This is a genomic window from Mesorhizobium sp. M1A.F.Ca.IN.020.03.2.1, from assembly GCF_004023205.1.
Lineage (GTDB): Bacteria > Pseudomonadota > Alphaproteobacteria > Rhizobiales > Rhizobiaceae > Mesorhizobium.
Window position 1 is genome coordinate 1 of the sequence record NZ_RZSV01000167.1, and the last position, 12,702, is coordinate 12,702.

General features: G+C 64.4%; 14 protein-coding genes and 2 pseudogenes. 9 read left to right on the forward strand and 7 right to left on the reverse strand.

Features of this window, described 5'->3' with window-relative positions; all coding sequences use genetic code 11:
- A partial coding sequence (locus EOA79_RS22700) for a cytochrome ubiquinol oxidase subunit I (RefSeq protein WP_164893917.1) occupies positions 1-874 on the reverse strand: 874 nt, incomplete at its 3' end.
- Between the two features lie 262 nt (positions 875-1,136).
- On the opposite strand from EOA79_RS22700, the gene EOA79_RS22705 reads away from it, so the two are divergent.
- Together EOA79_RS22705 and EOA79_RS22710 are read left to right on the forward strand one after the other, a co-directional pair.
- Positions 1,137-2,063 (forward strand): ABC transporter ATP-binding protein, encoded by a 927-nt coding sequence (locus EOA79_RS22705; protein WP_095825060.1) that lies wholly within the window; start codon positions 1,137-1,139, stop codon positions 2,061-2,063.
- 14 nt (positions 2,064-2,077) lie between these two features.
- The gene (locus tag EOA79_RS22710) at positions 2,078-2,839 is read left to right on the forward strand and encodes an ABC transporter permease (protein WP_067003307.1); all 762 of its coding nucleotides are present in this window, start codon (positions 2,078-2,080) and stop codon (positions 2,837-2,839) included.
- 14 nt (positions 2,840-2,853) lie between these two features.
- Here EOA79_RS22710 and EOA79_RS22715 read toward each other — a convergent pair whose 3' ends face one another.
- Entirely contained in the window at positions 2,854-3,891 is a 1,038-nt protein-coding gene (locus EOA79_RS22715) for a phosphatidylglycerol lysyltransferase domain-containing protein (protein WP_095825061.1), read from the reverse strand.
- A 235-nt stretch (positions 3,892-4,126) separates the two neighbouring features.
- On the opposite strand from EOA79_RS22715, the gene EOA79_RS22720 reads away from it, so the two are divergent.
- Entirely contained in the window at positions 4,127-4,633 is a 507-nt protein-coding gene (locus tag EOA79_RS22720; protein ID WP_127334710.1) for a MarR family transcriptional regulator, read from the forward strand.
- Positions 4,630-5,310: a GNAT family N-acetyltransferase gene (locus EOA79_RS22725; protein ID WP_095825063.1), complete on the forward strand. Its 681-nt coding sequence runs from the start codon at positions 4,630-4,632 to the stop codon at positions 5,308-5,310. The genes EOA79_RS22720 and EOA79_RS22725 overlap by 4 nt, the downstream gene beginning before the upstream one ends.
- Positions 5,311-5,371: 61 nt before the next feature.
- Here the strand turns inward: EOA79_RS22725 and EOA79_RS22730 are convergent, their stop codons facing one another.
- A complete protein-coding gene (locus tag EOA79_RS22730) occupies positions 5,372-7,366 on the reverse strand; it encodes a PhoX family phosphatase (protein ID WP_095825064.1) in 1,995 nt (664 codons plus the stop codon).
- A gap of 349 nt (positions 7,367-7,715) precedes the next feature.
- Here EOA79_RS22730 and EOA79_RS22735 point away from each other — a divergent pair, with 349 nt between their 5' ends.
- The 4 genes and pseudogenes from EOA79_RS22735 to EOA79_RS22750 form a co-directional block, all read left to right on the forward strand.
- Entirely contained in the window at positions 7,716-8,054 is a 339-nt protein-coding gene (locus EOA79_RS22735) for a hypothetical protein (protein WP_067003308.1), read from the forward strand.
- Positions 8,055-8,070: 16 nt separating this feature from the next.
- The gene (locus EOA79_RS22740) at positions 8,071-8,772 is read left to right on the forward strand and encodes a phosphatase PAP2 family protein (RefSeq protein WP_067323413.1); all 702 of its coding nucleotides are present in this window, start codon (positions 8,071-8,073) and stop codon (positions 8,770-8,772) included.
- 94 nt (positions 8,773-8,866) lie between these two features.
- On the forward strand, positions 8,867-9,136 hold the full coding sequence (locus EOA79_RS22745) for a helix-turn-helix transcriptional regulator (protein ID WP_067003144.1): 270 nt from the start codon (positions 8,867-8,869) through the stop codon (positions 9,134-9,136).
- A gap of 16 nt (positions 9,137-9,152) precedes the next feature.
- Positions 9,153-9,723 (forward strand): annotated as a pseudogene (locus EOA79_RS22750) (STAS domain-containing protein); the annotation flags it as partial.
- Between the two features lie 14 nt (positions 9,724-9,737).
- On the opposite strand, the gene EOA79_RS22755 reads toward EOA79_RS22750, so the two are convergent.
- The 3 genes from EOA79_RS22755 to EOA79_RS22760 form a co-directional block, all read right to left on the reverse strand.
- Complete coding sequence (locus EOA79_RS22755; RefSeq protein WP_067323422.1) at positions 9,738-10,667, reverse strand: DMT family transporter; 930 nt, start codon at positions 10,665-10,667, stop codon at positions 9,738-9,740.
- A gap of 106 nt (positions 10,668-10,773) precedes the next feature.
- The gene (locus EOA79_RS33715; RefSeq protein ID WP_245322411.1) at positions 10,774-10,929 is read right to left on the reverse strand and encodes a hypothetical protein; all 156 of its coding nucleotides are present in this window, start codon (positions 10,927-10,929) and stop codon (positions 10,774-10,776) included.
- Positions 10,926-11,633: an ATP/GTP-binding protein gene (locus tag EOA79_RS22760; RefSeq protein WP_245322412.1), complete on the reverse strand. Its 708-nt coding sequence runs from the start codon at positions 11,631-11,633 to the stop codon at positions 10,926-10,928. Before EOA79_RS22760 ends, EOA79_RS33715 begins: the two co-directional genes overlap by 4 nt.
- A 112-nt stretch (positions 11,634-11,745) precedes the next feature.
- On the opposite strand from EOA79_RS22760, the gene EOA79_RS22765 reads away from it, so the two are divergent.
- Positions 11,746-12,540 carry a helix-turn-helix transcriptional regulator gene (locus EOA79_RS22765; RefSeq protein ID WP_095825065.1) on the forward strand — a complete coding sequence of 265 codons (795 nt, stop codon included), beginning with the start codon at positions 11,746-11,748 and terminating at the stop codon, positions 12,538-12,540.
- 3 nt (positions 12,541-12,543) lie between these two features.
- Here the strand turns inward: EOA79_RS22765 and EOA79_RS33720 are convergent.
- Positions 12,544-12,702, reverse strand: a pseudogene (locus EOA79_RS33720) (CHAD domain-containing protein); the annotation flags it as partial.

Here is a 12,702-nt window from a genome sequence, read left to right on the forward strand (position 1 = left end):
GGAGGAGGCTGGCGCCGTCGGGAATGGCGAGCTCGAACCTGTTTTCCTTGGCCGCCGCGTCGGGCAGCGCGAACAGCACCAGCGGCACGTGGGCGCCGGTGTTCCAGTTCGCCTCCATGGCGGCGATTTTCTGCGGCTGGTGCTCGAGCGTGTTCAAGCCGTGCTGGTCGCCGGCAAAGATCTGGATCGGAATCAGGATGGCGGCGGCGAAGACGCCGGTGCGCAGCGCCTTCCACATCGATTCCGAGCGGTCGCCATAAAAGTAGCGCAGCGCCGAGCAGCCGGCGATCAGGAAGGAGACCGTGAGCCCGGAGGCGAGCAGCATGTGGACCAGCCGGTAGGGCATGGACGGATTGAAGATGACCGCCCACCAGTCGAGGGCATGCGCCTTGCCGTCGATCATCTCGAAGCCGGCCGGCGTCTGCATCCAGGAGTTCAGCGCGATGATCCAGAAGGCGGAAACCGTGGTGCCGCCCGCCACCAGCACGGTCGCCAGCGTGTGGATGCGGTTGGAGACGCGGCGGAAGCCGAACAGCATGATGCCGAGGAAGGCGGCCTCGAGAAAGAAGGCGGTCAGCACCTCATAGGCAAGCAGCGGGCCGGCGATGTTGCCGACCGTTTCCATATAGCCCGGCCAGTTGGTGCCGAACTGGAAGCTCATGGTGACGCCCGAAACCACGCCCATGGCGAAGGACAGCGCGAACACCTTCACCCAGGTGAAATAAGCGCGCATCCAGGCCGAGTCGCCGGTGGCGTTGTAGCGGAGCTTGAAGAAGAGAAGCACCCAGCCAAGTGCAATGGTGATCGCCGGAAACAGGATATGGAACGAGATATTCGCGCCGAACTGGATGCGCGACTGGATGAGCGGGTCCATGCTGGGCTCCGGCTGCAATTCAGGCTTGAAGGATAGGCTTCGAACACGCATCGGTCAAAGCGGCGCGGCGTCACGCGAGGCGCGTTGTCGCAGCGTCGGGCGGTCATGGACAGACGCACCGCGTGACCGCTTGCCGGCGCTGTTGGAGGCCGCGAGCGGCGGCGACTGTCGAGAACTGTCAGGAGCACGGTCGATTGCCGATTTGCATAAAACGACATCCGACCTATATCAGGTCACGTTTTCCAGCCGGCCATATTTCAGCATGTCACCCATCATCTCCATCTCCGGCGTCACGAAAACCTATGCCACCGGTTTCAAGGCGCTGAAGGAAATCAACCTCGACATCGAGCGCGGCGAGATCTTCGCCCTGCTCGGGCCGAACGGCGCCGGCAAGACGACGCTGATCTCGATCGTCTGCGGCATCGTCAACCGCTCGTCGGGCAGCGTCACCGTCGACGGTCACGACATCGGCAGGGACTACCGCGCGGCGCGCAGCCTGATCGGGCTGGTGCCGCAGGAGCTCACCATCGACGCCTTCGAGACGGTCTGGGCGACGGTGAACTACAGCCGCGGCCTGTTCGGCAAGGCGCCCGACAAGGCTTTCGTCGAGAAGGTGCTGCGCGATCTCTCGCTTTGGGACAAGAAGGACGCCAAGGCCATCACGCTATCGGGCGGCATGAAGCGCCGACTGATGATTGCCAAGGCGCTGTCGCACGAACCGCGCGTGCTGTTCCTCGACGAGCCGACGGCGGGCGTCGACGTCGAGCTGCGCCAGGACATGTGGGCGATGGTCAGGCGGCTGCGCGAGGACGGCGTCACCATCATTCTGACGACGCATTACATCGAGGAGGCCGAAGCGATGGCCGACCGGGTCGGCGTCATCAACCGCGGCGAGATCATCCTGGTCGAAGGCAAGGCCGAGTTGATGCGCAAGCTCGGCCGCAAGCAGATGACGCTGGAGCTGCGCGCGCCGCTCGCCGCGTTGCCCGAGGGCCTGTCGCGCTATGCGCTGGAGCTGTCGGCGGACGGCAACGAACTCACCTACACCTATGACAGCCAGAGCGACCGGCCGGGCGTCGCCTCGCTGATCCGCGATCTCGAGGCCGCAGGCATTCAGTTTCACGACCTCGACACCAAGAACAGCACGCTCGAAGAGATCTTCGTCAATCTGCTGAGGCAAGAGCCATGAACCGCCACGCGGCTATGAACCTTCGTGCAGTGTGGGCGATCTACCGGATGGAGATGGCGCGTGCGTTCCGCACGGTGCTGCAAAGCATCGTCTCGCCGGTGATCTCGACATCGCTCTATTTCGTCGTCTTCGGCTCGGCGATCGGCTCGCGCATCACCGAGATCGACGGCATCAGCTACGGCGCCTTCATCGTGCCGGGGCTGATGATGCTTTCGCTTTTGACGCAGTCGATCTCGAACGCGTCGTTCGCGATCTATTTCCCGAAATTCGTCGGCTCGATCTACGAGCTCTTGTCGGCGCCGGTCTCCTATCTCGAGATCATCATCGCCTATGTCGGGGGCGCGGCGACCAAATCGATCATGCTCGGGCTGATCATCTTGGCGACCGCGGCGCTGTTCGTGCCGCTCAGGATCGAGCACCCGTTCTGGATGATCGCCTTCCTGGTGCTGACGGCGGTAACCTTCAGCCTGTTCGGCTTCATCATCGGCATCTGGGCCAAGACCTTCGAGCAGCTGCAGCTGGTGCCGCTGCTGATCGTCACGCCGCTCACCTTTCTGGGCGGCAGCTTCTATTCGATCCATATGCTGCCCGGCATCTGGAAGACGATCACGCTGTTCAACCCGGTCGTCTACCTGATCAGCGGGTTCCGCTGGAGTTTCTACGGCAAAGCGGACGTCTCGGTCGGCGTCAGCCTCGGCATGACGCTGGTGTTTTTGGCCGCCTGCATCGCAATCGTGGCGTGGATTTTCAGGACCGGGTATCGGCTGAGGAATTGACGAACAGGCTTGCTTCAAATCGCCTTGATCAGCCGCAGCAGTCCAAGCATCTCCATCAGCGTTCCCTTGCGGAAGGCAATGTAGGTCGGCTCCTCCAGCCCGTGGAAGCGGCGCTTGAAGGCGGCCTGGCCCTGCAGGTTGAAGCGCGAGCGGTTGACCCAGGGCGACTCGTAGGCGCGCCGGAAGGTGCTGCGCCAGAAGCTCGATTCGGCAAAGCCGCTCGGCTCGACGTCGAGCAGCGGCGACAGGCCAAGCGTGACCACCGAAACGCCCTCCTCGCGAAAGCGATCGACGGCGAATTTGGTCAGGCCGATCTCGGCATGCGGCGTGGCGTCGACCTGCTTGCGCTTGAAGGCGGTGGTATAGCCGATGACCTCGCCATTGCTGAACAGCGGATCGAAATCGAGGATGGCGACGAGCTCACCCTGCGGGCCGTGAAGGACGAAGCGGCGCATGTCGGCGCCGAGATGGTCGGCGAAAGGGCGGTTGAGGAAGCCCATCTCCCAGCGTTTGACGATGCGCTCGCCGCGCCAATTCTCGGACAGCCGGGAAACCTCGTCGAGCAGCATGTTGGCCCTGTCCTCGGCGAAGGTGAAGCCCTTCTTCGCCAGCCAGCGCTCCGAATAGCGCACGGTCTCGTTGCGCTTGCCGGAGAAATCATGCGCCGGCAGCTGCAGCCTTGTGTCGACGCCCAGCCGATTGATCTGATAGCCGAACCCGGCCAGCACCTTTGCCGTGGCGGCGCTTATCTGAACGAACCAGGGGCCGCCGGCGGCCTCGACGAAGCGCTTGATGTAGCCCGGCCGGTCCGGCGGATCGACGACCGGATCGCCCAGCGCGAAATGGTGCTTCATCTTGGTGCCGAATGCGATGTAGCCATCGCCTTCGCTGAAGTAGGACAGCTTCTGCTGCACGGCGGTGGAATAGGCGAGCGAGAAGTCGCCATGGCGCCGCACCAGCTCCAGGCGCTCGAGATGCGTCAGCTCGCGCCGCGGCACCTTGGGCGCCGCGCCGTCAAGAAACCTGTCGATATGGATGCGCAGGGATGGCATCAAGCGTCCGCATGCCGATGAAGAAAGACCCGGAGCCCACGGGCCTCGAATCAGTCGCCTTGGCGCGACGGATCGGTCATGTCGCGCCAGCGCCATATAGGATGCTATCGGCGGCGAATGAAGAGGGAATGTCTACCGGCCAAAGCCGGCGCTCCGGCTGCATCGTGAAACCATATTGCCAATTTCCATGCAAGGTTATATATCATGTTATCCTTTTCGTTCCGGCAGTTCGACGATGGAAGATGTTCTGAGGTCCCTCGGCTTTCTCTGCCTCGGCAGCAGGCTGAAGCGCATTGGCGAGCAGTTGCAGGCCGACACGCAGCGCGTGCTCGATCGCCTGGATGTGCGGATCCAGTCGAGTCAGTATCCGCTGCTCGCCGCGCTCGACAGGCTGGGGCCGCTGCCGGTCGGCGAACTGGCGCAGTCGCTCGGCATCGCGCAGCCGGGCGTGACGCGGGCCGTGTCGCTGCTCACCGAGCTCGGCCTGGTCGAGGTCGCACAATCGGATGACGACCAGCGGCGCCGGATCGTTTCCCTCTCCGCGGACGGCCAGCGGCTGGTCGATGCCGCGAAGCACAACGTCTGGCCGCGCATCGAGGGCGCGGTCGCGGAATTGTGCGCGGACCTCTCCGGGCCGCTGCTTGGCCAGCTCGCCGCCATCGAGGATCGATTGGCCGCGACCCCGCTCGACCGCCGGGCGGACAAGGCCAAGGCAGTCGCGCCCAAGGCCGTCGCACAATGAAACATGTTCTCGACCGTCCGATCTGGAGCGCGTTGGCGACGCGCCACCAGGCCTTTGCGGAAGGCGATACCCTCGCCAAGCGGTACCGGCCTTCGATCGTTCCCTTCGCCGCCACAGCCGCGGACGATGCGGAAAGCCTGCAATCTCTGGGCAAGCTGCTCCCGCCGCTTGAAAGCGCCATCCTGGTTCAGACGGACCCGATCGCTCTGCCTTCGGAACTTGCCGCGGTTTCGACCGCGTCCCTGGTGCAGATGGTTGCCGAGCAGCGGCTTGAGGCGGTCTCCGACGAGCGCGTGCAGCGACTGACGCCGGACGATGCGGCCGAGATGCTCGCTCTGGCATCGCTCACCAAGCCCGGCCCGTTCACGCTCGAAGCCTTGAGCCTCGGCGAGTTCTGGGGCGTGAAGATCGACGGCAGGCTCGCGGCGATGGCCGGCGAGCGCATGAAGCAGCCCGGCTACTCCGAGCTCAGCGGCGTGTGCACGCATCCGGATTTCCGCGGCGGCGGCCTTGCCAGGCTGCTGTCGCTGTTCGTGGCGAACCGGATCATGGCGCGGGGCGAGGTTCCATACCTGCACGCCTATGACAGCAATGCTCCGGCCATCGGCCTCTACGAGGCTATCGGCTTCCGGTTGAGAACCACCCTGAACATGGCCGTGGTCCGAGGCGTGGAGTAATCGCAAGGTGAGGAGGGTCGCGGATCACCGCAACCCTTCCCCTGCTTAAGCGAGTCGCCAATCAGACCGCGATCTTGCCGCCGCCCTGCTTGGTGATGGCAACGACCGCCGGACGCACCGGCATGTCCGGCTTGAAGTCCGGCCACCGGGTCGATGGATCCTCGTAATAGGAGGGGCGGCCAAAAGCTTCCCAGTCCTCGCCGCCATCGCCCGGATGCTGGACGGCGACGAAGGCGGTCTGGTCGTCCGGCGCGAATAGCGGGCCGCACATCTCGGCGCCGATCGGCACGCGGAAGAACAGCTTTGAGGTCGCCCGCGCCGCGCCCTCGGTGTCGACCGCCCACAGGCCGTCGGTACGGCCGGTGGCCTTCGGGCCCTGGCCGTCGGTCGCGACCCACAGGCGGCCGGCCGAGTCGACGGCACAATTGTCCGGCATGCCGAACCAGCCATTGGCGGTGGTGGCAGTCGAGAAGGTGGCGCCGACATCGGCCACCGAAGGATCGCCGCACTTCAGCAGCACTTCCCACTTGCCCTTGGTGGCGGCGAAGTCGCCGCCGTCCTCGACGATCTCGATGATGTGGCCGAAGGCGTTCGCCGCGCGCGGATTGGCGGCGTCGACCTGGTCGGCCTTGCGCTTAAAATTGTTGGTCAGCATGACATAGACCTTGCCGTTGCCGGCATTGGGCTGAATGTCTTCCGGCCGATCCATCTTGGTGGCGCCGAGCAGGTCGGCGGCGCGACGCGTCTCGATCAGAACGTCGGCCTGGCTGGCGAAACCGTTTTCCGCCGTCAGCGGACCTTCGCCGAACACGATCGGCATCCATTCGACCGAGCCGTCCTCGGCGAATTTGGCAACATGCAGCGTGCCCTCGTCGAGCAGGTTCATGTTGGCGGCGCGGTCGTTCGGATTGAACGTACCTTTGGTGACGAATTTGTAGACATAGTCGAAGCGTTCGTCGTCGCCGAGATAGAAGGCGACGCGGCCATCCTTGGTGACGATCGATTCGGCGCCCTCATGCTTGAAGCGACCCATGGCGGTTCGCTTCCTCGGCACCGAATTCGGGTCGTTGACGTCGACCTCGACGACCCAGCCGAAGCGGTTGGGCTCGTTCGGTTCCTTCGCGAGGTTGAAGCGATCGTAATGCGCGCCCCATTCATAGGCGCCCTCCGGAATGCCGAGGCGCTTGTAGTTGGCGGCCTCCTTGTGGCCTTCCGGCAACTCGCCCGAGAAATAGCCGTGGATGTTCTCCTCGGCCATCACATAGGTGCCCCAGGGCGTGACGCCGCCGGCACAGTTGTTGAGGGTGCCGAAGACCTTGGTGCCAGACGGGTCGGCATTGGTCTTGACGCGATCATGGCCGGCTACCGGACCGGACAGCGCCATTTCGGTGGTGGACATGATGCGGCGGTTGAGCTTGCCGTCACGCACCACCTGCCATTTGCCGCCCTCCTTGCGGATCTCGACGATGCTGCCGCCGTGCGCCGCCATTTCGACATCGACCTGCTCCTTGCTGAGCGGCGCCACCTCGGCGGCCTTCTTGCCGTCCTTGTCGACGATCTTGACGATGCCGGGGAACATCAGATGCGGGTTGGTGTATTCGTGGTTGACGACCAGCAGGCCATGCTCGTCCGAGCCCTCGATCGGGATATAACCGATATAGTCGTTGTTGTAGCCGAACTGTCTTGCCTGGGCTCCGGCCGTTTGTTTTGCCGGGTCGAATTCCGGCGAATCGGTAAAGAGCGGGTCGCCCCAGCGCAAGAGCACGTCGGCATCGTAGCCCGGCGCGACGTGGTGCTTGTCGTCGATGCCGGCCTCGAGCTCGTCGAATTTGAAGGCCGAGACCTCGGCGGCGCGCGCCTCGTCTGCCGCGACGAGCGCCAGCGGGCTCACGGTGGCGGCGATGGCCGAGACAGCCAGCGAACCCCTGAGGAAGTCGCGGCGCGAGAAGCGCGCGGCGATGATCTCGCCCATCGTACGGTTGTCGGTAGGATTGACGGGCGGGCCGTCATTCTCCTCAAGCTGGCTGGTACGGAAGCGAATCTCAGGTTGGGTCATGGGCTGTCCTCTGGCTCTTGAGGTGGCTGGAACGTGTAACCGGTCGAACCCTATAGGCGCCCGATCACATTTTCGTGACATCAGCCCCATTGAGCAATGCCAATTTGCCGGCTGATGACTGTTCGCCCACGCATTGGCGCCACACGAGGCCCACAACACACGGCGAGCAGACTCCCGAGCGCGCTCGGCGCAAGGACGCCAACCATGGCTGCGGGGCTTGCCTTGCGAGATTCCGCCTTCGATCCCGTCGCAGCGTAGCTTGCCCGACGCCATCAGCTTGACGGCTTCGCGCGCTTCGGAAACAAAAGCGGCGAGCGGCGCGGCGAAGGCCGCTTCGGGAGGGATGAACGTGAGTCTCTGGGGACTGGCGCAGCTTGGCGTTTCGACTGTGATTTTCCTCCTGGCCGCGATGGCGGCCAAACAATGGGGATTGGCGCCGAGTCTCGGCAAGATCGTGCTGACGCTGGCGCTCTATTCCGCCGGCAATCTGATCATGCTCAGGCTGATCCGCGAATTCGGCATGTCGGTGTCGTTCAGCCTGTCGGCAGTGATCCAGCTGGTCTCAGTCAATGTCGTCGCGCTGGTCTTCTTTGGAGAGCGCCTCAACACTTTCCAAGCGACAGGCGTCGTGCTGGCGATCGCGGCCGTCGCGCTGATCACGCTCGGACCCTATATGCAGCGGCTGTAATTGGAGCAGGCCCGGCATGAAATCGACCGCCAAGGCGCTGCTCAACAGAATAGAATTCCCGGTGCTTGCGGCCGGGCTGGCCATCGCCTGCGGGCTATGGGGCCTGGTGGAACTCATGGGCGTGGCGCGCGCCACGACTCCGCATGCGTTGGACACGGAAATCCTGCTCGCCTTCCGCCATGCCGGGCAGCCGGACAGCCCGATCGGTCCGCTTTGGCTGCAAGGCGCGGTGCGCGATATCACCGCGCTCGGCAGCACCAGCGTGCTGGTGCTGATCACGACTGCGGTGATCGTCTATTTTCTGCTGATGCGCCGACCGGCGACCGCACTGTTCGTGTTCGTTTCGGTGGCGGGCGGCCAGGCGGCGTCCAGCCTGCTCAAGTTCGAGGTCGACCGGCCCCGCCCCGATCTCGTCTCGCATCTCGTCAACGAGACCTCGCTCTCCTTTCCGAGCGGCCATGCGATGCTGTCGGCGGTGACCTATCTCACGCTGGGCTCGCTCGCCGCGCGTTTCCTACCGAACCGCAGGACGAAGATCTTCGTGCTCGGCCTCGCCGTGCTCACCACGGTGCTGGTCGGAACCAGCCGCGTCTATCTCGGCGTGCATTGGCCGTCCGACGTGCTTGCCGGCTGGTGCGCCGGCTTTGCCTGGGCCATGTTGTGCTGGCTTGCAGCGCGCCTGCTGCAGCGGCGCAAAGTGGTGGCGGACAGCGAATGAGTACTCATGTTTCAACTGTTTGTTAGGATGCTTGAAACATCATGATCTTTGGATTATCCATTGATACTGCAGACTCAGACAGGGGTTCTGGCCGATGATCACTGCCGCGCAGATGCGCGCCGCGAGGGCGTTGGCCGGTATCGACCAGAAAACGCTCGCCGAGCGCGCCGGGGTTTCGCTTCCGACCATCCAACGCATGGAAGCGAGTGAAGGTGTCGTCAGAGGCGTGGTCGATACGCTGATGAAGGTCATCCAGGCACTCGACGAGGCCGGGGTGGAGCTGATCGGCGAGAACCAGGCCAGCGAGCGCGGCGGCAGGGGCGTGCGTCTCAAGCCTGCCACGCCGCAGAACTCCCAAGGCTGAGCCGCACAAGAAGTCGCGACGGGCTTTCCTCACGCTCCTCAGAGCCTCGCGTGGCGACGCGCTGGTGCTGATGGCGACGTTCCTGATCGTCATCCTGCGCGATCTGACGGAAGGCATCGTCGTCGGGCTTCGCGCTCGGGTCGATCCTGTTCATCGATCGCATGGCCAAGTCCATCGCAGTCGAGGCCGATCTGCCGCTGGTGCCGGAGGACGTCGCCGATCGCGCCGCCACTTATGATTCAAGCCAGGCGGCAGACGCCGATACCGTCATCTATCGAATCTCCGGGGCCTTCTTCTTCGGTGCCGCCTTGACCGTCGGCGCCGTGCTCGACCGAATCGCAGACCAGCGCAAGAATTTCATCCTCGATTGCTCGGCGGTGCCGTTCCTCGACTCGACGGCGGCAAACGTCATCGGGGGTGCCGCGCACAAGGCCGGACGCGCCGGCGTGCGCTTGATCATCGCGGGCGCCGCGCCGCAGACACGGCGCATGCTGGTCAACCACGGCCTCAAGCAGCCGCTGGTCACCTATGCCGCCTCGATTCGCGACGCGCGGGCGCAGCTGAAAGGACAATCGCAGTCCGCGTAGAGCGACATGTTCTCTCAAACTGCCGCTTCGATCGGCTCCGCAAGTTTCGGGTTGGCGCGCGCCGCGATCAGGCAGCCGGCGACGATCAGGCAAGCCCCGGTCAGCGTGGTCCAGGCCACCTCCTCGCCGAAGAAGAACCAGCCGAGCGCGATCGCCCAGATGAAGGCCGAGTATTCCGTCGGGATGAGATATTGCGCTTCGGCGCGAGCGTAGGCCCAACTCATCAAGAATTGGCCGGCAAGCGACAGCATCGCCACCCCGACCAGGTGAAGCCACAGGTCACTCGGCAGCGCGACGGCGAGCCACGGCGCGGCGAGACCAAGGATGACCGCGATGCAGAGGTTCTGGAACAGCATGATCTCGACCGGCTTGGCCAACAGCGCCTGCCGCCGCGCGAGGATCAGATTGTAGCCATAGAACACAGTCGATACGAGCACCGCGGCCGTGCCCAGGAGCGCATCCTGCGAGTGGCCGGCCTGCCCGAACTGGCCGGCCAGAATGATCGCGACGCCGGCGATGCCGGCCAGCGACGCCCACACCGCCTGGCGCCGGATTCTCTCGCCCAGCAACAAGGCTGCGAGAAAAAGCGCAAACAGGGGCGCGACAAAGCTGAGCCCGATCGCCTCGGCGAGCGGCAATCTGGCGAGACCCCAAAAGAACGAAACCAGGACGATGCCGACGACCGCGGCGCGTAGCGCATGCAGCCCCAGCACCGGAAGAGCCGGCTTCGAGCGCGGCCCCGCCGACCAGGCGGCGCCCGCGATCAAGGTCGAGACTAGGCTGCGCCACAGCACGGTGTTGTACACACCGACCGCGATGACCAGGGACTTCATCGCCGCGTCCATCCCGGACAAAAGGAAGATCGCCAGTGCGCATACGAGCACCGGGATCATTGGCGACACGGCGGCGCCGGTCAGGCTGGATGTCTTCACGGCTTGGCCCATGTGACGGTTGCTGCCGGATATCCCGGAGCGAGCGGCTGAACCAGATGGCAGCCCCGTCGATATGGCGGTCCAGCCCCGATCGACCTCGTTCCCGCCGCAATCGTCCTCAGTCGAGCTTCAGCGCCGCGACCGCGCCTTCGTTCATCAGCGGAACATAGATGGTCGAGTTGCCGTCGGTGCCGATATCGGCGCTGCCCGGCTTGAAAGTGGCGATCGCTTCCGGCGCGCCGCCGCCCTTGTAGCGATAGAGCGTGCCGGTCATGTAGGCGGTGGCATAGATCGTGTCGCCGATGGCGATGACGCCGTCGAGGTCGGCAAATTTTGCGCGCCCGGCAGCGGCGTCACCTTCTTTCTGGCGACGTCGACGGCCAGCAGGCCGCCCGGCGCCGCCGTGCTGAAATCGGGCTTGATGCCCTTGCCCCAGGACGCGACGATCAGCCGGTCGCCATCGGCGAAGACGCCATTGGGCGAGGCGAGCAGCGCATCCTTGATGAACAGCTCCGGTTTGTCGCCGTCGATACGGTAGATCGTGTCGGCGAGCATATCCGTGACATAGACCTTGCCCGAGGCATCGGCGGTCATGTCGTTCAGGAAGACGGCGCCGGGCACATCGATGGTAGAGACCAGCTTGCCGCTGGCGAGGTCGACGACGCGCACCTTGGTGATGTCGGCGGCGTAGAGCTTGCCGCCGGCAATCGCCATGCCCTTGGGCGCGTCCATGCCGTCCACCCAATGGCGGCTGATGACCTTGCCGTCCAGCGACAGCAGCGACAAATAGCCGTTGCCATCAGCTTCGCCCGGATTGCCGACGATGTTGGAGACGACGATGCGCTTGTTGGCGGCATCGACCAGCGCCGATTCCGGCTGCTCGAAGCCGCCGGCGCGCCAGATCTCGCCGGCCTCGGCGGTGGCAGCCGTTGCGATGCCGGCGATGGCGAGAAAGGTCGAAGCGATGAGGTTTTTCATGATGCTCTCCTGTGTTGACGGCCAAGAGCTAGGTTTTTCGATACTTTTCCGGAAGCCAGTTCGAGCGTAGTATCGAGGAGCGATACGAATTCGCGCAAACGAGGTGCATTCCATGAACGGGCCGATCTTCGAGGCGCTGAAACGGACATTGAAGGCCAAGGGCCTGACCTACCGGGCGCTGGCCGAGCGCATGGGCGTTTCCGAGCCGACAGTGAAGCGCATCTTCCATGAGCGCAACTGCAAGCTCGATCGGCTGATACAAATCTGCGCCGCTGCGGACGTGGAACTGGAGAATGTGCTGGGCTCGATGAACCGGGGACCGGGACCGGCCAACCACGTCGCGCCGGAGATCGAGCGCAAGCTCGCCGCGCGGCCGGCGCTGCTCTTCGTCTTCATCATGCTGTCCGAAAAATTCACGCCCGAAGGCATCATGCGCTCACAGGGTCTCAGCGAAGCTTCGATGTTTCTTTATCTGCGCGACCTGGAAGAGCTTGGGCTGGTGGCGCTCGGGCGCGGCCTGTCGGCAAGATTGCTGGTCGAGACACCGATCCAGTGGGATTTCGAGGGTCCGCTGCGGCCGCATTTCGAGACCACCAACAAGAATTTTGTCGGCTGGGCGATAGCCCATCTTGAACGCGAAGCGACCTTCGTCAGCTTCTCGCGGCGCATGCGGCCGGAAACGGCGGAGATGGTGCGGCGCGAGGCGGAGGACTTGGCGGAGCGCGCCAGGCTGCTTGCCCATCACGACCAGCACACCACGCCGGAAGAGCAGCTCATCGGCTACAAATGGACCTTCGCCTTCGGCGCGACGCCGTTTCCGGCGATCATGCCGATCGGACCGCATCCGCGCGATGCCGGCGCTCGGACGGATGCCGGGGCGAAAGCAAGGCGGCCGCTGCCGGCGTAGGCGTCAGGCCGCGACCGGGCCGGCTTCCTCATGCGGCGGCGCGAGGTCGTCGCGCGCCTTGCGCGCGAGCGCTCTGGCCGAGCGCTTGGGGCTGTCGCCGAACAATTCGGCGGCATCGGCAAGACAGGTCTTGCTGAGGCTTTTTTCCGCACGCTTCAAGAG

Excerpts from the sequence above, each read along its gene's own strand:
- EOA79_RS22705 (WP_095825060.1), top strand. The coding sequence starts at position 1,137 with ATGTCACCCATCATCTCCATCTCCGGCGTCACGAAAACCTATGCCACC.
- EOA79_RS22710 (WP_067003307.1), top strand. The coding sequence starts at position 2,078 with ATGAACCTTCGTGCAGTGTGGGCGATCTACCGGATGGAGATGGCGCGT.
- EOA79_RS22715 (WP_095825061.1), bottom strand. The coding sequence starts at position 3,891 with ATGCCATCCCTGCGCATCCATATCGACAGGTTTCTTGACGGCGCGGCG.
- EOA79_RS22720 (WP_127334710.1), top strand. The coding sequence starts at position 4,127 with ATGGAAGATGTTCTGAGGTCCCTCGGCTTTCTCTGCCTCGGCAGCAGG.
- EOA79_RS22725 (WP_095825063.1), top strand. The coding sequence starts at position 4,630 with ATGAAACATGTTCTCGACCGTCCGATCTGGAGCGCGTTGGCGACGCGC.
- EOA79_RS22730 (WP_095825064.1), bottom strand. The coding sequence starts at position 7,366 with ATGACCCAACCTGAGATTCGCTTCCGTACCAGCCAGCTTGAGGAGAAT.
- EOA79_RS22740 (WP_067323413.1), top strand. The coding sequence starts at position 8,071 with ATGAAATCGACCGCCAAGGCGCTGCTCAACAGAATAGAATTCCCGGTG.
- EOA79_RS22745 (WP_067003144.1), top strand. The coding sequence starts at position 8,867 with ATGATCACTGCCGCGCAGATGCGCGCCGCGAGGGCGTTGGCCGGTATC.
- EOA79_RS22755 (WP_067323422.1), bottom strand. The coding sequence starts at position 10,667 with ATGGGCCAAGCCGTGAAGACATCCAGCCTGACCGGCGCCGCCGTGTCG.
- EOA79_RS33715 (WP_245322411.1), bottom strand. The coding sequence starts at position 10,929 with ATGACCGGCACGCTCTATCGCTACAAGGGCGGCGGCGCGCCGGAAGCG.
- EOA79_RS22760 (WP_245322412.1), bottom strand. The coding sequence starts at position 11,633 with ATGAAAAACCTCATCGCTTCGACCTTTCTCGCCATCGCCGGCATCGCA.
- EOA79_RS22765 (WP_095825065.1), top strand. The coding sequence starts at position 11,746 with ATGAACGGGCCGATCTTCGAGGCGCTGAAACGGACATTGAAGGCCAAG.